Source organism: uncultured Faecalibacterium sp., from assembly GCF_900066275.1.
Classification (GTDB): domain Bacteria; phylum Bacillota; class Clostridia; order Oscillospirales; family Ruminococcaceae; genus Faecalibacterium; species Faecalibacterium taiwanense.
In genome coordinates, this window is sequence record NZ_FMFG01000026.1 from 14,451 (window position 1) to 33,408 (window position 18,958).

The window sequence follows — 18,958 nt, forward strand, 5'->3', positions numbered from 1 at the left end:
CCTCCATGCCAATCAGGAACACATACGGAAATTCCAGACCCTTGGCGGAGTGGATGGTCATGAGCACCACCTGATCGGCGCTCTCGTTATAGCTGTCGATATCGCTGATGAGGGCGATATCTTCCAGATAGCCTTCCAGCGTGGCTTCCTCACCGTGCTGGTCGCAGTAGTTCTTGACGTTATTCACCAGCTGACCAAGGTTCTGCAGGCGGTCAGCCGCATCCTCGTGGCCCTTGGCTGCATCGGCTTCCAGCATGGCCTTATAGCCGGTCAGCTCGATCACATCGGCTGCAAACTCGTCCAGCGTGCGGGTCTCCAAAGAATCCTGCAGACGCTGATAGATCTGCCAGAACTTGAGCAGCGGCATTACGGCGCGGCTGAGCTTTGCATATTGGTCGGCATGGCCGATGATGTCCAGCATGCTCACGCCCTCCTGCGCGGCCAGATCGGCAATGACCTCCACGGTGGTGGCACCGATCTTGCGGGCAGGCTCGTTGATGATGCGGCGCAGGCGCACATCATCGCGGGGGTTCGCCACGATGGACATGTAGGAATGGATATCCTTGACCTCTTTGCGGTCGTTGAAGCGCTGGCCGCCCACGATCTTGTGGGGGATGCCTGCACGGGTAAAGTAGCTTTCGATGGGGGCCGATTGGGCGTTCATGCGGTAGAGGATGGCGTGGTCGGCCAGATGTCCTCCCTCTTTCAGGTGCTGGCCGATGACATCCGCGATGTGGCTGGCCTCGTCCTGCTCGTTCTCGGCGGTGTACACCTGCACCTTATCGCCCTCGCCATTGCTGGTCCACAGGGTCTTGCCCTTGCGCTCGGTGTTGTGCTGAATGACACAGTTCGCCGCGTTCAGGATATTGGACGTAGAGCGGTAGTTTTGTTCCAGACGGATGGTCTTGGTGCCTGGGTAAATGCGCTCGAAATTAAGGATGTTCTCAATGGTAGCGCCGCGGAAGCGGTAGATGCTCTGGTCATCATCGCCCACCACGCAGATGTTCTTTTCCGGGCCGGTGAGGAGGCTCACCAGACGGAACTGCGCCACACTGGTGTCCTGATACTCGTCCACCAGCAGATAGCGGTATTTGTTCTGGTAGAAATCCCGCACATCCTTGTGCTCGGCCAGCAGCTGCACAGTCTGGTAGATCAGGTCGTCAAAGTCGAATGCTCCGGCTTCCTTCAGGCGCTTTTCGTAGGCCGCGTAGATGCGGGCCGTCAGCGCGCCTTTGGTATCTTTTGCGGGGCTGGCAAGGGCCTGTTCCGGGCTGACAAGCTGATCCTTCCATCGGCTCATCTGGTTGATCGCAGCCTTGATGGGCAGGAACTTATCGTCCACATTCAGGTCTTTGTAGACAGCCTTCATCACACGCTGGGAATCATCGGTATCGTAGATGGTAAAACTGCGCGGGTAGCCGATCTCCTCCGCCCAGCGGCGCAGGATGCGCACACAGGCCGAGTGGAAGGTGGAAGCGAACACTTCGTCGCCCTCCTCGCCGCCCAGCATCCGGCGCAGACGCTCCTTCAGCTCCCCTGCTGCCTTGTTGGTAAAGGTGATGGCCATCACGTTCCAGCTGCGCACAGCGTTCTGGCGCAGCATCCCGTCCAGCCAGCTGGGGGCGGCAGTGCCGGTCATGATGGCGTTGCGCAGAGCCTTGATATCGTCCTCCGTGGCCGGGCGCGGTGTCTGTTTGGAGCCGTGGGCCGAGCCGAACCGGATGAGGTTTGCAATGCGGTTTACCAGCACGGTGGTCTTGCCGCTGCCTGCACCAGCAAGGATGAGCAGCGGGCCATCGGTGGTGAACACTGCCTGCCGCTGCATATCGTTCAGGCGGCCAAACTGTTTTTCGATATAGGTATCGCGCAGAGCGCAGAATTCCTGTGTGAGATCTGTTGCCATGGTTTCCCCTGTTCCTTTTATGTTTATACTATCAAAATACAGTATACCACATTTCAAAACGATTGAGAATAGCCGCCGCGTTCGCTCTGGCTATTTTCAGCGGAAAAAATATTTTTATAATTTGTAACTCCGAAAAGCCTGCGGGCTTTTCGGAGTTACTTTTTCACGAAAGAGGTCGTAGAGAAAAATTGCATCTGATAAAACAGCAGCCGTTTTTCGTTACGGCCTTTTTGTGAAAATGTGTTTGGAGCAGCCCGCAGGCTGCGACAAACACGAAATAAATAATATAATTTCCTTATTTTATGCCCAAAGCAAACGCGGCGGGCATTTCAAATCGTAAAACAAAAACCGCCCGGCAGCTCTTGCGAACCGACGGGCGGAAAAAATGCTTTTCAGAAAGCGCTTAGCTGAAAATGTTGATCAGGATACCAGCAGCAACGGCAGAGCCGATAACACCGGCCACGTTGGGGCCCATTGCGTGCATCAGCAGGAAGTTGGAGGGATTCTCGCTCTGGCCAACCTTCTGGGAAACGCGAGCGGCCATAGGCACAGCGGAAACGCCTGCGGAACCGATCAGCGGGTTCACCTGACCACCGGTCAGTTTGTACATCACCTTGCCGCACAGCACACCGGCAGCAGTGCCGAAGGAGAATGCGATCAAGCCCAGCACGATGATGAACAGGGTGCGGGTGTTCAGGAAGGTGTTTGCAGAGGTGGTGCAGCCAACGGACAGTGCCAGGAAGATGGTGATAATGTTCATCAGCTCATTGCCGGCAGTCTTCTGGATGCGATCCACAACGCCGCACTCCTTCATCAGGTTGCCCAGCATCAGCATGCCGACCAGAACAGCGGCATCGGGCACGATCAGAGAGACAATGATGGTGACCATGATCGGGAAGATGACCCTCTCGGTCTTGGAGACGGTGCGCAGCTGCTTCATCACGACGGTACGTTCCTTCTTGGTGGTCAGTGCCTTCATGATGGGCGGCTGGATCACGGGCACCAGAGCCATGTAGCTGTATGCTGCAACGGCGATGGAGCCAAGCAGCTCAGGTGCCAGACGGGAGGTAACGAAGATAGCGGTAGGACCGTCTGCACCGCCGATGATGGAGATAGCAGCGGACTGCTTCTGGGTGAAGTCCACCAGACCGGTAGCGGTCAGCAGACGAGCGCCCATGTAAGTACCGAAGATGCCGAACTGAGCGGCAGCGCCCAGCAGCAGGCTCTTGGGGTTGGAGATCAGGGGTGCAAAGTCGGTCATGGTGCCGATGCCCAGGAAGATCAGCGGCGGGTAGATGCCCAGCTTAACGCCCATGTAGAGCATATCGGCCAGACCACCGTTGTTCAGGATCTCCACCCACATGGGGTGTTCCAGACCGTCACCGACGAAATATTGCATGTGGATAACGCCGCTGCCGGGCAGGTTTGCCAGGATCATGCCGAATGCCATGGGCAGCAGGATCAGCGGCTCAAACTCTTTGACGATGGCCAGGTACAGCAAAAAGCAGCCCACGCAGATCATAACTGCGTACAGGTAGCCGCCCGGCTCGCCAAACTTCGCAAAGCCGGAGCTTTGGAAAATACCGACCAGAGTATCAATAAACTGTGTCATGCTCTTCCTCCTCTGTTAAAACGGTGCGGTGGTGTCGTTTACACCCGCATTGCCCCAGCCGTTCTTGCTGCGGCGCACAGCCTTGAGGGTGTACTTGCCGTTGCCCATTGCATGGATTGCTGCCATAATGGCGGCGATCACATCACCGGGAATGCCCTCTTCCACCTGAGGAGCGGGAGCAGCTGCGGCCTGCTGCACGGGTGCAGCGGGCTGTGCAGCGGGAGCCTTGGCGGCTTCCTTGGCAGCCTTCTTCTTTGCGTTCATCGAATCGAAGATCTTGCCTTCCAGCGTGATAATCGCCATCAGCAGGATAAGGATCAAGAACACCAGTACGATGCCGGTAATGGTAACGACCACGTCAAAACCTAAATCCATGGTTTTCCTCCTGTTTCTTGTATACTGCGTCCGATACAAGATCGTCAGCAGAAAATCAATTTGGGTACATTATACCTTATTTTCCAATTTATTTCAACAAAAATAGATATTTTTTCTTTTTGGCGCTTTTGTTCAGATTCATGGATAAATGGTGCAGCTTTGGTCATCTGCGGCCAATGCGGGGCGTTGCATCCAAAAAGCCGGTTTCCAGCTTGTCATTCAGGCCAAGGCTCATGGCAGTGCCCAGTGCCACACAGTTGACGGGATCGGGCGAAACCGTCACCTCCACCTTCAGCTCTTCGCTCAGGTATTCGGTAAGGCCGTGCAGCTGTGCACCGCCGCCGGTCAGCATGACACCATTGCGGAAGATATCGCCTGCCAGTTCCGGAGGGGTCTTTTCCAGTACCTGATGGGCCGCGGTGCCGATCTGCTCGCTGAGCATCATGACCGGTTCGTACAGGTCGTCCGTGGAAACATTCACACGCACCGGCAGGCCGGTGAGCAGGCTGCGGCCCTTGATCTCCATGGTCTCGTGGAAATCAGTCTTCTGGGGGCAGCAGGCCACGTTCTTTTTCAACTCTTCGGCGGTGCGCTGGCCAATGGCAACGCTGTACTTGTTGCGCACGAACTTGAGGATCTCTTCGTCGTAGTGGTTGCCGGCCACGCGCACGCTGGTGGCCTTGACCTTGCCGCCCAGAGAAAGCACTGCAATATCGGTGGTGCCGCCGCCGATATCAATGATCATGCGGCCCTCCGGCTGGGTGATGTCGATGCCGGAGCCAAGGGCAGCGGCAATGGGTTCGTCGATCAGGTACACCTGACGGGCACCAGCGGCCACCACAGCCTCCACCACGGCATCGCTTTCAATGCCGGTAATGGCGGCGGGCACACAGACGGCCACGCGGGGCTTGACCATATGGGAGCTGTACACCTGCTTGACAAAACGGCAGATCAGCTCACGGGTCATAGTATGGTCACTGATCACACCGTCCTTCAGCGGGAAGATGGCAGAAATATAGTTCGGGGTGCGGCCCACCATAGCAAGGGCCTTATCGCCTGCTTCCAGCACGGTCTTCTTGCGGGTATCCATTGCCACAACGCTGGGCTGGTTGAGCACAACGCCCTTGCCCTCCTGCGCAATGATAATGGTAGTGGTACCAAGATCGATACCGATATCGTTCTGTGCCATAAGTTCTCTTTTTCCTTTCTTTGGTTCCTCTATCGAAACAACGGCCTGTTGATGCAGGCCGGAAATCATACCAGTCTACAGTATAGCATAGTTGCCGTAAAAAGTATACCGGTTTTGGCGCAATGCAGCATTGTCACCGTTCACTCCGTCCCGCCTGCGCTCGCCAGACCACCAGCGTGAGAAGCCCTCGCACTTCCCGTCGGGCTTTGCTGTCGATTCCAATTGCAGCCTGCACTTTAGACATGGCTTCGCGCATCTTTCCGGAGCGAACGGTGCCGATGCCATCAGGACGGCAGATAGTTTCTCCAGCGAATGACCGGGAAGTGGGGCCCCGATACGAAGTATTGGGGCGGAACCGTGGGTTCCGGGCTGTTCGCGGAGAAAGCTATCTGCTGGCCTGCCCTATTCTGCTTCCATCTGTTCCGGCGGCAGCTCTGCCTGCAAAAGATAGGCAAGGCCGCTGTAGCGCAGGTTCTGGCGGATGTTGCCCATCATGCGGTTCACAACGTCCCTGCGGCCCGCCACGATGCACAGCTTCCGTGCACGGGTAACGCCGGTGTAGAACAGGTTGCGGTAGCACAGCCGCGGCGGCACCTGCGCCACCGGCAGGATCACCGCCGGGAACTCGCTGCCCTGACTTTTGTGTACCGTGATGGCATAGGCGATCTCCAGCTCGCCCAGGTTCTCTGCCGGGTAGACCAGCCGCTTATCATCCATGCGCACCACCATGGAGCGATCCCGCGTGTTGATGCTCTCCACAATGCCGATGTCGCCATTGTAGGCACCCACGCCCTGCTCCCCGCCAATGCGGTTCCAGATGATCTCGTAATTATTGCGCACCTGCATCACCTTATCGCCCACGCGGAACACCCGGGCGGCGCTTTGCAGCTGGGGCTTGCCCGTCTGTTCCGGATTCAGCAGGTTCTGCAGTTCCACATTCAGTGCCTGTGTGCCGGTAGGGCCAAGCTTGGTGGGGCACAGTACCTGAATGTCCCGGATCGGATCGAAGCCGTAGCTGCGCGGCAGGCGGGTGGTGACCAGATCACACACCAACCGCTGGGCCGCATCGCCGTCCGATTCCAAAAAGAAGAAGTCGTCGGTCTTACCGCCCTTCTGCAGCGGTTCACCTGAGATGATGTGGTGGGCGTTCTCCACGATCAGGCTGCGCTTTGCCTGCCGGAAGATCTCGTTCAGGCACACGGTGGGCACCAGCCCGGAGCGGATGATCTCGCCCAGAATATTGCCGGGGCCGACGCTGGGCAGCTGGTCGGCATCACCTACCATGATAATGCGGCAGCTGTAGCGCAGCGCTGCGATCAGGGCCTGAAACAGCTTCACATCCACCATACTCATTTCGTCCAGAATGACCACATCGCACTTGAGCAGGTTCTTGTCGTTGTGGATAAAGCTGACCACGCCGCCGGTGTAGTCCACTTCCAAAAGACGGTGGATGGTGCTGGCCTTGCGGCCGGTCAGCTCACTCAGCCGTTTAGCCGCGCGGCCGGTGGGCGCACACAGGGCCACCCGTTCCGCCTGATCTTCCAGCAGCTGCAGAATGGCGTTGACGGTGGTGGTCTTGCCGGTGCCGGGGCCGCCGGTGAGCACAAGGCAGTTCTCGGTCATGGCTTTGCGGATGGCTTCCTTCTGCAGGGGCGCATAGGCAAAGCCCTGCGTCAGTTCCAGAATTTGAATGTTTTTATCCAGCCCGTGGGCGGTATTCTTGCCCCGTTTTGTCAGCATGGCAAGCCGGGCAGCAATGTCCTCCTCGGCTTCCAGCAGGTCGGGCAGATAAATATACGGTGTGCCGTCAAACAGCTTCACCCGCAGTTCTTCGGTGCGGATGCACTCGTCCAGCGCAGCAGCCAGCTTTTCCGGCGGCTGATGGATAAAATTGGATGCCGTTTCCAGCAGCTGGGTGCGCGGCAGGCAGGTGTGGCCGTTGCCCGCGTTGTGGCGCAGGGTGCGCAGCAGGGCCGCTTCCAGCCGCTGGGCGCAGTCGCCTTCCATGTGGTAATACTGGGCAATGCTGTCCGCGTGGCGGAAATCCAGCTGCAGCGGTTCGCCGCAGAGCAGATAGGGATTTGCCGCAATGGCCTGCATGGCCCCGAGGCCGAAGGTACGGAACACCTCCATCGCGCGGCGCGGGCTGATCTCGAACTGCGCCAGATAGGCGATCAGCTCCCGCATCCCAAACATCCGCTTGAACTCCTGCTGGATGCGGTCGGCCTTGTCCGCCGAGATGCCGGGCACCTGCGTGAGCCGGGCCGGGTCGTTGGCGATCACCTCCAGCGCCTCGGCACCGAACAGGTCGATGATCTTATCCGCCGTCTTGGCCCCGATGTACGGCAGTGACCGGCTGGCAAGGAAGGCGTACACCGCTTCCAGATCCTTTGGCATGTCGGTCTCGCACTCCTGTGCGTGGAACTGGCGGCCATAGGTGGCGTGGTTCTCGTAGCGGCCGCGGCAGACCACGCTTTCGCCCGCGTGCAGTTCACCCACAATGCCGCACACCACCGTGACCACACCGCCGCCGGACACCTCGAACACCATATAGCCGTTGTCGGTGTTCTCGTAGATGATGTCCTCCACGGTGCCCTCGATCTGTTCCAGCTGCTGCTCTGCCATGCGCTCACCTCCTGCCAAATTACACAATCATAAGTAGTATAACGCTTTTGGCGGGATTTGTAAATCATCCGGGCAGACTGCAGTGCAGCCCTACCGTGGAGGATCAAGTGCGCAAGTTTAAAATTATAAGCATACATACGTTCTATTTTGATTGTTTATCAGGTTGCGCAAGTTCTACTTCGTGCGCAAGTTCAAACTTATGCAGCCTTTGGAACTTACGCAGCTTGCCGAAGTTACTTTTTAATCGTTGTATCGTTTAAAAGTTTAAACTTGCTCAGATAACGCTCCTACAGTAGCACCTGATAAAGTTCCCTGAAACCAAGGGCTGGGAGTTTCTCCAGCGAATGTCCGGGAAGTGGGGCCCCGTGCGTAAGCACAGGGGCGGAACCGTGGGTTCTGCAACTGCAACGACCGCCGCCAATGGCGGAAACAGGGAGTTGCCGTTGGGGCCGCGGCCAGCGAGACGCAAGCGAATGCGACGCGGCTGCTGGGTGCCGCAACCCGTCGCTGTTCGCGGAGAAAGCTCCCAGCACGCGGCCTACTCTACAGCCCGAACAGCAAAAAAGCTCCCCTTTGCAGGAGAGCTTGCGAACATTCTTTAAGCGTTTGCGGTGCGGGCATCGTGTTCCTTCTCGATGTCCTTTTCCTTCTGCAGGCGTTTGCGCACCACAAAGTAGGCCGGAATGAGGAAGAAGCAGGCAAAGAACCATGCCACCGGGCTTGCGATGCAGGCCGCAAAGTAGCCCCACAGCGGCACGAACCAGAAGCCCACCATGGCGCGGGCGATCATCTCGGCCACACCGGCAAACATGGCAAGGCCGGAGAAGCCCAGACCCTGAATGGTGTAGCGGTAGATAATGAGCACCGCCAGCGGGATGTAGAATACGCTGTTCCAGAAGATGAAGCTCTGGGCATTGGCCATGATGGCGGTCTCGCTGGCATCCAGGAACAGGCCGATGAGCAGCTTATCCGTCACGCGCAGGATGAGGAAGGAAGCCACACTGTACACGCAGCCGATGCCGAGGGCGGTGTACACACCCCGGTCCACACGGTTCAGGTCCTTTGCGCCCATATTCTGGCTGGCATAGGTGGTCATCGCTGTGCCGATACTCTCCAGCGGCACGCACAGGAACTGCGCCGCCTTGCCGCCGGCGGTCTGCGCGGCCACGATGTCGCTGCCCAGACCGTTCACCGCGCCCTGCAGCACCACGCTGCCAATGGCAGTGATGCTGCACTGCAGGCCCATGGGAATGCCCATACTGCACAGCTTTGCGCAGTGGGTCAGGCTGAAACAGCCCTCTTCCCTGCTCCAGCGCAGCTCCGGGTAGTGGCGCAGGATGTACAAAAGACTGCCCAGACCCGCCACAGCCTGACTGACCACAGTGGCAAATGCCGCACCGAATGCCCCCATATGGAACATGATGATGCACACCAGATCCAGCCCGATGTTCAAAAAGCTTGCCACCAGCAGGAAATACAGCGGGCGCTTGCTGTCGCCCAGTGCACGCATCAGGGCGCTGGTCACATTATAAAGCAGAGTGAAGGGGATGCCTGCAAAAATGGTGCGGATATAGATATCCGCAAGGTCGATGATGTTTTCCGGGGTGTTCGTCCACACCAGCACCGAGCGGGTCAGCGCCACAGTGACAATGGTCAGCACCACCGCAAAGAAGATGGACAGCCACACGGTATTGGCGGTGTAGCGGCGCATCTCCCTGTAGTCCTTTGCGCCGAAAGTCCACGAGATGGGGATGGAAAAACCGCAGGCGATGCCGTTCACAAAGCCCAGCACCAGATAGTTCAAACCGCCCACGCTGCCCACAGCGGCCAGCGCTTCCACGCCTACAAAGCGGCCCACGATGATGGTATCGGCCAGATTGTAGAACTGCTGGAACAGGCTGCCCAGCATCAGCGGCACCGCAAACGCAAGGATCAGCTTGAGCGGACTGCCTTGGGTCATATCCTTTGTCATAGTATAAAATCCTCCTGCCACACTGGGAACCGGCTTGATGTCGTGATTTTTGCCGTGAAAAACGCCCTGCCGGAAAGGGGCAGGACGTCGTGTACATTCATGAATGATATTATAGTGGAGTGACGCAGGATTTACAAGATTTGCATTGCATCAACATTTACGAATTTTTGCCGCAAGAATTGGTGATTTTGCTTATTCCGAGTAATGCGCAAGGAACTGTTTGGTGCGCTCCTCCTGCGGGTGCTCAATGAGCTGCTTGGCAGGGCCTTCCTCCACCACCACGCCGCCATCCATGAACATGATGCGGTCGGCCACGTCACGGGCAAAGTGCATCTCGTGGGTGACGATGATCATGGTGGTCTTGCGGTCGGCAAGGTCGCGCAGGACGCGCAGCACCTCGCCGGTCAGCTCCGGGTCGAGGGCCGAGGTCGGCTCGTCGAAGCAGAGAATGTCCGGGTGCAGAGCCAGTGCGCGGGCAATGGCCACGCGCTGCTGCTGACCGCCGGAAAGCTGGTGCGGGTAGTGGCCTGCCCGGGCAGAAAGGCCCATCTGGGCCAGAAGTTCCTGTGCCTGCTGTTCCAGCTCGGCATGGATGGCCTTTTTGTTGGCCTTGTAGTCCGGGCGCTCCTTCGCCAGCAGTTCACCCGCCAGCATTACGTTCTGCAGGGCGGTGTACTGCGGGAAGAGGTTGAAGTTCTGGAATACCAGGCCAAAGTGCAGCCGCTTTTTGCGGATCTCGCTCTCGCGCTGGGTGGCGGGGTCGGCAGCATCCCACATGGTCTCGCCGTTCACCTTGATGATGCCGGTGTCCGGCCGTTCCAGAAAGTTCAGGCAGCGCAGCAGGGTGGTCTTACCGGAGCCGGACGAGCCGATGATCGCCAGCGCTTCGCCCTGTTCCAGCGTGAGTGAGATATCCTTGAGTACTTTGGTATCGCCAAAGTTTTTGCCGATGCCGGAGGCTTCAAGCAGTGCCATGATCTAATTTCCTCCCTTTCATCAGCGGAAATAATCCAGTTTCTTTTCGGCCCAGCCAAACAGCAGGGTGAGTGCACCCACGAACACCAGGAAGAAGATGGCAGTGGAGAACAGCGGCCAGATCAAGCCCTTTGCGCTGTACTCCTTGGCCATCATGATGATCTCCTTGTTGGCAATGGTGTTTGCCAGCGAGGTATCCTTGACGAGGGTGATCACCTCATTGCCCATGGGGGCCAGAATGCGCTTGACCACCTGCAGCAGCGTCACCTTGAAAAAGATCTGGGTCTTGGTCATGCCCAGCACCTGACCGGCCTCGGTCTGGCCCTTGGGAACGGCTTCGATGCCGCCGCGGTAGATCTCGGAGAAGTAGCAGGCGTAATTGATGGCAAAAGCCACCACCGCCGCCACCATGCGTCCGCCGGAGCCGGAGGGCCAAGGGTTATTCATGCCCAGCAGGCCGGGGCCAAGGTAGATCACGATGATCTGCAGCATCAGCGGCGTGCCGCGGATGACCCACACGAAGGTCTTTACCGCGCCGGAAAGCGGCTTGCACCGGCTCATGGAGCCGAAAGCCACCACCAGACCCAGCGGCAGCGCAAACAGCAGGGTCAGAGCGAACAGCTCACAGTTGAGCAGAAACGCGCCGGAAAGGCGACTCAGAATCACAGACACAAGAACACACCCATCAATCCGTTTTTTGAACTTCTCCCGTCACCTTCGGTGACAGCTCCCTCAATGAGGGAGCCTCACGCATATCGGCAACAAAAAGCCTCTCTCACCGAGGGAGGTGGCATCGCGCAGCGATGACGGAAGGAGTAATTACATTCTTATAGAACTCAGTCGGCCAGAGCCAGATCGTACTTGTCGGCCAGAGCCTGCATGGTGCCGTCAGCCTTCAGCTCATCAAAGGCGGCATCCACAGCTGCGGCGGTATCGCTGCCCTTGCGGAAGGCCACGCCGTACTCTTCAGCGTTCAGCTCGTCCACGATCTTCAGGCTTGCATAGTCGGTGCCCTCACCGATCATGGCGTTGGCCAGAGTCAGATCCAGCACAGCGGCATCAGCAGTGCCTGCGGCAACTTCCATCAGGCAGTCGGTCTGCACGCTCTTGGAGACGTAATCGGCCTGTGCAAGGTTCTCGTCGCCCTCAATGGCGGCTTCACCGGCAGAGCCAGCCTCGGCAACCACGGTCTTGCCCACCAGATCCGCAGTGGAGCTGTAGTCGGTGCCGTCCTTCACGACCACGACCTGTGCGTTCTTGGCGTAGGCCTTGGTGGTTGCGGCGTTGGCCATGATGTCATCGGTCAGGGTCATACCGTTCCAGATGCAGTCGATGCTCTTGGCATCCAGCTCCACCACCTTGGTATCCCAGTTGATCTCCACGAACTCCGGCTCGACCCCCAGCTTTTCGCACACGGCAGTTGCCAGCTCGGTATCAAAACCGGTAAAGTTGCCGTCGGCATCGGTGTAGTTCATCGGCTCATAGACGGTGTAGCCAATGACCATCTTGCCCTTTTCCTTGATGTAGTCCAGATCGCTGGCTGCGGTCTCGGAGGCGGCTGCGCTCCCGGATGCAGAGGCAGAAGATGCCACGGTGGAAGTGGATGCGGCACCGCCGCAGGCGGCAAGGCTCAGTGCCATGGCACCAGCCAGAAAAGCAGAGACAAGACGTTTCATAAAAGGTTCCTCCCCTTTTTGTTTCCCAAATGTGTTCCCTCTCGGTTTAGCATTTTATCATGCTAAAGTGTTAAACTGTGACTATAGAATAGCGCGTTTGCAGCCATTTGGCAAGAGGAAATGCAAAAGTTAGTGCAGTTCGTCTTTTTTCAAGGCTTTTCTGCGCCAGTTCTTTGGTCTAGTTGCACAAAGAAAAGAGGAAAAGCTTTGCGCCTTTCCTCTTTTCTCCGCTTTACTCTTCCGCAAACGCCGCCAGCGCAGCCTTCTGCAGCTCCGTCACCGAGATGGTGCACAGTGCCGCAAGGTCGGCATCCGAACCATCGTCCGGGATGCCTGCGATCTCAGTACGGGTCTTGCCCTTCAGGTAATCGCACCAGCCCTCGCTGTGCTCGTACCATTCCTTGTCCAGACTGGATGCCCCGCGCATCCCGTAGCTGTCGCCCAGTTCCACCTTGGTTTTGACCATCTCCGGTGCCGACACCGTACCATCCGCGCCCACGGTAAGGGCAGGCTCTGCCACATCCGCCACTGCACCGGTCACACGGCCGTCAGCATCCAGCGTCAGGGCTGCCACTGTGATGTCCACCTGCGCGGTCACATCGTGGTCATCGTCGGCGGTCAGTTCCTTGGTGTCATTGCGCACTGACACGCCCAGCACAGCGCGGTCGCCGCGGGCCGAGCCGACTGCCTTTGCATTCTCGCAGGCGCGCACCACAGCATCCCGATAGCCGTCCACCGCAATGGTGCAGGTGGAGAGCAGGTCAGCATCCTTCGGCTTGCCGTCATCGTCGGTGGCAAGCTTCTTCACCTCATCCGGGGTTTTGCCGGTAAGATAATTGCCAAAGGCATCCGCCTGCTCTGCCCAGCCCTTTTTCAGCGAGGACACCGCCGCCAGCGGGTAATCGTCGCCCTTCTGGCGCTTGGTGCGATCGTCGGTGGGCATCGTCACCTTGCCAGTGCTGTCCCCCGTGACCGAGATCTCCACCTCGTCCAGCATCACATCTGCCACCCTGCCCTCGGCATCCAGCAGAACGGCAGCTGCGATGGTATCGATCTTGCCCGCGCGTTCCTGATCAGACGCTTCGGTCAGGATGCCAAGGCCGGTGCGGTATGCAGCGTTCTGGCCTGCCTGCCCCGTCTGCGATGAACTGCCGCCCATGTTCGTGCTCATGCTGCCGGAGGAACCGGAATCGCTTCGACTGCAGGCGGTCAGGGACAGAGCTGCCGCCAGCGTGCAGCCCAGGATCATGCGAGGTATCTTTTTCATTATAATAAAACGCTCCCTTTCCTGCCCCCATCGTAAAGGGGCTTTTGGGCTAGTTTACCCGGAAAAGGAACGTTTTATAAAACGGAACTCCTTCCGTCTGCTCACTTCGTTCGCATCCACCTGTTCCCCTTGCATCCACCTGTTCCCCTTTTTGTCACTTACGTGACATCTGTTCCTCTCTTTGTCACCTGTGGTGACATTTCTCCCCGGCGCGGGGAGAATCTGTCCCGGCCGGGGGAAGTCTGTCTCCCGGAGGGAGGCTTTGGCAGTGCAGAAAGCTTTTCTTCTTCGCCAGAGGCTCCCTCTCCGAGGGAGCTGTCACCGGAGGTGACTGAGGGAGTTTCTTTACATCAAGGGGCTCAGCAGCCGCAGCACACTGTCCAGCACCGTGCCGGGCAGGCTGGTGCGGCATTCCGTCACCTGTATCTCGCGGCACTGCGGCAGCGTGGCCCGTACATCGTCCCGCAGAACTGCCACCTGACTGTTCTTTTGCAGCAGTACACCGCACTCAAAGTGTAGGAACAGGCTGCGGTAGTCCATGTTGATGCTGCCCACTACGGCAGTTACATCGTCGCTTACCCAGCACTTGGCATGCAGAAAGCCGGGCGTATATTCGTAAATGCGTACACCTGCCCTCAAAAGCGGCAGATAGTACGACCGGCTCAGCCGGAACACCAGCTTTTTGTCCGGGATGCCCGGCAGCACCAGCCGGATGTCCACCCCGCGCTTGGCCGCGTTTTTCAGTGCGTCCAGCATTTCCTCACCCACGGCAAGATAGGGCGTGTAGATATAAACATACCGCTGTGCCTGCGCAAGGATGTTCAGGTACACCGTCTCGGCCATCGGTTCCTCGTCCAGCGGGCTGTCCGCGTAGGGCTGCACGATGCCGTCCGATACCGGCGTCACCAGCGGCATGGGACGAAATGCATCATAATCCGTCTCGCTGGGGCGGAAGGCGTTCCAGAAGTTGAGGAACATCACCGTAAAGTTCCACGCGGCATCGCCTTCCACACGCAGGGCTGCATCCTTCCAGTAGCCAAAGCGCTGCTCCGCATTGATATACTCATCCGCCAGATTCACGCCGCCGGTGTAGGCCACCGTACCGTCAATGACTACGATCTTGCGGTGGTCGCGGTGGTTCATCACCAGCGAGAGCAGCGGCACTACCGGGTTGAACGGGATGCAGCGGATGTGCGCCCGCTCCATGCGCACGATGAAATCGGCGGGCAGACCCAGCAGACTGCCAAAATCATCGTAGATCAGGCGCACATCCACGCCCTGCGCAGCCTTGCGGCGCAGGATCTTTTCAATGCCGTTCCACATGCAGCCGTGGCTCACGATGAAAAATTCCAGAAAGATGCTCTTTTCAGCCTTTTCCAGATCGGCCAGCAGCTGCGGATACATGGCTTCGCCGCAGGCAAAATACTGCGTGCGAGTGTTCTGCCACGCCGGATAGGGGCCGTACTTTGCCACATATCGGCTCTGCCCCTGCTCGCGGGCATCCAGACCTTCCAGCACACCCGGCTCCTGTACAAGGTCTTTTTTGTGGGCATCCTCCACCGCCTGCATTTTCAGGCGCAGACGCTTGGCCGGGCGTTTGTTGCCAAAAGCCAGATACAGCGCACCGCCCAGCAGCGGCAGAATGCCGATCAGCGCGATCCAGCCCACCTTGTAGGCGCTGTTCTCATCCTTGCGCACAAGGTACAGGACGATGAGCAGGCTCAGTGCGTTGAGCAGGCCGTTCACCCACACGCGGCCCGTGCCGGTGGTGATGGCAAACGCCACCCAGCACAGCCACAGCAGCTGCAATGCCACCAACACAACCGTGATGGTGATGCGGTTCAGAATGCGGCTGAAAAAGCGCACGAACGGTGAACGAAAAAGCATGGGCCTGCCCTCCTTTCCCATTTATAATTATGTGTAAGTATAGCGCGGTTTTACAACTTTTTCAAGTTTTGCGCTGTTCAAAAAAAAGCAAGCCAGACCCGCAGGCCCGGCTTGCTTGCAATATCAAAAACTCTTTTACTCTGTTTTTCCGTCCTCATAGCCCACCATCAGGCCGCCCTGCTCAGCGTAGTAGCTGCACAGGCCGCCGCACTCGGCCACATCCACCTGCGCCCCTGCAAACACCGCGTGGATCATCAGCTTCAGGCGCTTGGCCGCTTCCGGGTTATCACAGTGGGCAATGTGCACTTTGCCATCGGTAAAGCCGTGATCCTTCAATTCCAGCACGATGCGCTCCAGTGCACCGTGCTCGCCGCGGGTCTTGCACAGCACTTCCAGCTCGCCGCTCTCACTGGCCTGACCAATGACCCGGATGCCCAGCATCCGTGCCACAGCGGCAACAGCAGGCTTCACACGGCCATTGCGGGCCAGATTGGCCAGCGATTCCAACGAAAACAGCAGATGTGTGTGCTTGTGGTAAGCCAGGATCGCCTCGCAGATCTCGTCAAACTCCATCCCGATCCGGACGAGATCCCGCAGACGCTCTGCCAGCAGACGCAGCTCCGGCCCGGCGGACAGGCTGTCCAGAACAAAAACACGGGCCTCCGGGTGCGTTTCCTTGTATTCTTCCGCTGCCAGCAGTGCAGCATTGTAGCTGCCGGACAGTGTGCCCGTGATGGTGGCAACAAAGATCTGCTCCGCACCCTCATAAGCAGCCAGCCAGTCTGCCACATTGGGGCAGGAGGTGCTGGTCTTGCCCTTGTAAGTACGCAGAGACCGGGCCATGCCCACAGCATCCAGAGTACCGTCATCCAGATATTCCTGTTCATCCGTGATGATCTTCAACGGCACACAGGCAAAATCCACGCCCGGCAGGGCATACAGGCTGGACGAAGAATCCACAACGATCTTGGTTTTCATAAAATGCACGCTCCAAATCTATTTTGTGATAGCAGGTCATTTTTTTATTTTCCGTGCCTTACACGCACTTCCGCCTGCATGGTTTTTTCGGTTCACTGCAGACATCATAGCAGTTTTTCAAAAACCTGTCAAGGGATTTTATGCATTCTTTCAAAAGTTTTAAAAATCCGTTGACCAGAGAACCGATTTGCGCTATAATACCGCCAGAAAACCATTTTCTGTATCCCGCGCAGCCCTGCTGCACCAACCTTAGAAAACTGCTTACGATATGAAAACTGAAACCAAATGCCGCGTTGCGGCCTGCGCCGCCGGGTTTGCCCTGCCCCGGTACGCCGATCTCCCGCAGATGGGGCTTTATCTTGACCAGACCGTGCAGTACGTCAACAGCTATTTCCGCACCTTCTGCGGCGTGGAGCTCACCTCTTCCATGGTCAGCAACTACGTTAAAAAGGGCATTTTGTCCCACCCGGTGCGCAAGAAGTACGCCCGCGATCAGATCGCATCCCTGATGTACATTGCAGTCTCCAAAACGGTGCTCTCAATGGAAAACATCGATGCCCTGTTTAAAATGCAGCGGGCGCACTGTTCCGCCGGGGCAGCTTACGACTACTTCTGCGACGAGATGGAAAACTGCCTGCCGTTTGTATTCGGCTGCACCAGGGAGATCCGCGACCTTGCCGTGGATGCCGCAGATGAAAAGCTGCTTCTGCGCAGCACGATCCTTGCAGCGGCAAACAAAATGTACTTGGACTGCTGCTTCAACGCCCTGCGGCAGGAGGAAAATCTCTGGGATACCATTCTGCCCGATCTGGCGTAAGAACACAAAAAAGGCCGTGCCTCCACAAAAGGAAGCACGGCCTTTGCATTTTATACGTTCAAGATCAGGTATCCTGCAGCTCCCCGCGGCTTGCAGCCTTGAGGTATGCGAAGATGAAACCGTCCAGATCGCCGTCCATCACGGCATCCACATTGCCGGTCTCGTAGTTGGTGCGGTGATCCTTGACCATGGTGTAGGGCATGAACACATAGCTGCGGATCTGGTGGCCCCATGCGATCTCGTTCTGCACGCCCTTGATGTCGTCGATCTTATCCATGTGCTGCTGCTTTGCGATCTGATACAGCTTTGCCTTCAGCATTTCCATGGCGTAGTCACGGTTCTGGAACTGGCTGCGCTGGGTCTGGCAGCTGACCACGACGCCGGTGGGCTTGTGGATCAGACGCACAGCGGAAGAGGTCTTGTTGATGTGCTGGCCGCCTGCACCGGAGGAACGGTACACCTGCATCTCAATGTCCTCGGGGCGGATATCCACCTGAATGGTGTTATCCAGCTCGGGCATCACTTCCAGCGAAGCAAAGCTGGTCTGGCGGCGGGCGTTGGCATCAAAGGGCGACACGCGCACCAGACGGTGCACACCGTTCTCGCTCTTGAGCAGGCCGTAGGCGTTGGCACCCTTCACCATCATGGAGGCGCTCTTCATGCCGGCTTCATCACCGTCCTGATAATCCAGCACCTCCACGGTCATGCCGTGGTTGGAAGCCCACTTGTTGTACATGCGGTACAGCATTTCGGCCCAGTCCTGTGCCTCGGTGCCGCCGGTACCGGCATGGAAGGTCAGGATGGCGTTGCTGTGGTCGTACTCACCGTTCAGCATGGTCATCAGCTGCAGCTCATCCACTGCCTTGCCCACAGCGTTCACAGACTCCTCTGCTTCGGGGATCATGGCGGGATCGTATTCTTCATCCAGCATTTCCAGCATGGTCTCGGCATCATCGTACAGGCCCTGCAGCTTTTCAAAGCGGCTCAGCTTGCCCTTCAGGTCGCCCACTTCGTCAAAGACCTTCTTGCTCAGATCTGCATCATCATAAAAGCCGGGGCGGCTCATGGTGTGCTCCAGCTCCTGCACGCGCTTGCGGGAGGCATCAATGGCAAGGGCTTCTTCCAAGTCCTTGACCGCCTTGCCATAATCGGCAAGCTGCACCTTCAGTTCGTCAATCGTGATCATTCTCTAAATCCCTCTCGAAATGATAAATAAGATAAAGTCCTTTGTACTTGCCAAAAGACACAGTTTATACACAGATACTTCATTAGTATACCGAGAATCTGTGCTAAAGTAAAGGGGTAAATGGATTATCCTGCTGGAATTTTGAAGATTTTCACCTTTTCTTTTCTCTTTCAGGGGAGTATAATACCAGTATGAACCATACAACAGGAGGAAATCATGCCGAAATATTATGGCTGTCCCTGTGAAGGCTGCGGCAGACCGCTGGCGCTGACCGATGATATCGTGGTCTGCCCGGACTGCGGCGCACCCTATCACCGCGAGTGCTACGAAAAGCTTGGCCGCTGCATCCACACCCCCGCCCATGGCGCGGGCTATGAATGGACGTTCCCGTACAAAGACGATGCTCTGCGCACCTGCCCCAGCTGCGGTGAGCGCACCCTGCGCACCGAAGAGCGCTGCCGCTGCTGCGGTGCCGTTCTTCCGCCGGAGAGCCAGT

At 57.6% G+C, this 18,958-nt stretch carries 15 protein-coding genes; 2 read left to right on the forward strand and 13 right to left on the reverse strand.

The window, feature by feature from the left end; all coding sequences use genetic code 11:
* The 12 genes from QZL71_RS09230 to QZL71_RS09285 all read right to left on the reverse strand — a co-directional run.
* Window positions 1-1,903, reverse strand: a 1,903-nt coding sequence (locus QZL71_RS09230; protein ID WP_294648559.1) for an ATP-dependent helicase, incomplete at its 3' end; no start/stop codon positions are given.
* Between the two features lie 403 nt (window positions 1,904-2,306).
* Window positions 2,307-3,515: a sodium ion-translocating decarboxylase subunit beta gene (locus tag QZL71_RS09235; protein WP_294648560.1), complete on the reverse strand. Its 1,209-nt coding sequence runs from the start codon at window positions 3,513-3,515 to the stop codon at window positions 2,307-2,309.
* A gap of 15 nt (window positions 3,516-3,530) precedes the next feature.
* Complete coding sequence (locus tag QZL71_RS09240; protein ID WP_005941465.1) at window positions 3,531-3,890, reverse strand: OadG family transporter subunit; 360 nt, start codon at window positions 3,888-3,890, stop codon at window positions 3,531-3,533.
* A 163-nt stretch (window positions 3,891-4,053) separates the two neighbouring features.
* Window positions 4,054-5,079: a rod shape-determining protein gene (locus QZL71_RS09245; protein WP_097775429.1), complete on the reverse strand. Its 1,026-nt coding sequence runs from the start codon at window positions 5,077-5,079 to the stop codon at window positions 4,054-4,056.
* A 402-nt stretch (window positions 5,080-5,481) separates the two neighbouring features.
* The gene (locus QZL71_RS09250) at window positions 5,482-7,704 is read right to left on the reverse strand and encodes an SF1B family DNA helicase RecD2 (protein WP_294648561.1); all 2,223 of its coding nucleotides are present in this window, start codon (window positions 7,702-7,704) and stop codon (window positions 5,482-5,484) included.
* 598 nt (window positions 7,705-8,302) lie between these two features.
* Complete coding sequence (locus QZL71_RS09255) at window positions 8,303-9,676, reverse strand: MATE family efflux transporter (protein ID WP_294648562.1); 1,374 nt, start codon at window positions 9,674-9,676, stop codon at window positions 8,303-8,305.
* Window positions 9,677-9,868: 192 nt separating this feature from the next.
* A complete protein-coding gene (locus QZL71_RS09260) occupies window positions 9,869-10,651 on the reverse strand; it encodes an amino acid ABC transporter ATP-binding protein (protein WP_005938624.1) in 783 nt (260 codons plus the stop codon).
* Between the two features lie 21 nt (window positions 10,652-10,672).
* A complete protein-coding gene (locus tag QZL71_RS09265) occupies window positions 10,673-11,317 on the reverse strand; it encodes an amino acid ABC transporter permease (RefSeq protein WP_005938622.1) in 645 nt (214 codons plus the stop codon).
* Window positions 11,318-11,487: 170 nt separating this feature from the next.
* Window positions 11,488-12,327, reverse strand: a complete 840-nt coding sequence (locus tag QZL71_RS09270; RefSeq protein ID WP_223389809.1) for a transporter substrate-binding domain-containing protein — start codon at window positions 12,325-12,327, stop codon at window positions 11,488-11,490.
* Window positions 12,328-12,559: 232 nt separating this feature from the next.
* A complete protein-coding gene (locus tag QZL71_RS09275) occupies window positions 12,560-13,594 on the reverse strand; it encodes a hypothetical protein (RefSeq protein ID WP_294648563.1) in 1,035 nt (344 codons plus the stop codon).
* Between the two features lie 345 nt (window positions 13,595-13,939).
* Complete coding sequence (gene cls / locus QZL71_RS09280) at window positions 13,940-15,481, reverse strand: cardiolipin synthase (protein WP_294648564.1); 1,542 nt, start codon at window positions 15,479-15,481, stop codon at window positions 13,940-13,942.
* Window positions 15,482-15,616: 135 nt separating this feature from the next.
* Window positions 15,617-16,459, reverse strand: a complete 843-nt coding sequence (locus QZL71_RS09285) for a DegV family protein (RefSeq protein WP_294648565.1) — start codon at window positions 16,457-16,459, stop codon at window positions 15,617-15,619.
* A gap of 268 nt (window positions 16,460-16,727) precedes the next feature.
* Between QZL71_RS09285 and QZL71_RS09290 the strand changes: the two genes are divergently transcribed.
* Complete coding sequence (locus QZL71_RS09290) at window positions 16,728-17,276, forward strand: DUF1836 domain-containing protein (protein ID WP_005938962.1); 549 nt, start codon at window positions 16,728-16,730, stop codon at window positions 17,274-17,276.
* Window positions 17,277-17,340: 64 nt separating this feature from the next.
* On the opposite strand, the gene prfB is transcribed toward QZL71_RS09290, so the two are convergent.
* Window positions 17,341-18,462, reverse strand: a complete 1,122-nt coding sequence (prfB, locus tag QZL71_RS09295) for a peptide chain release factor 2 (protein ID WP_097775423.1) — start codon at window positions 18,460-18,462, stop codon at window positions 17,341-17,343.
* Between the two features lie 216 nt (window positions 18,463-18,678).
* Here prfB and QZL71_RS09300 point away from each other — a divergent pair.
* The coding region (locus QZL71_RS09300; RefSeq protein ID WP_294648566.1) for an RING finger protein at window positions 18,679-18,958 on the forward strand (280 nt) is incomplete at its 3' end.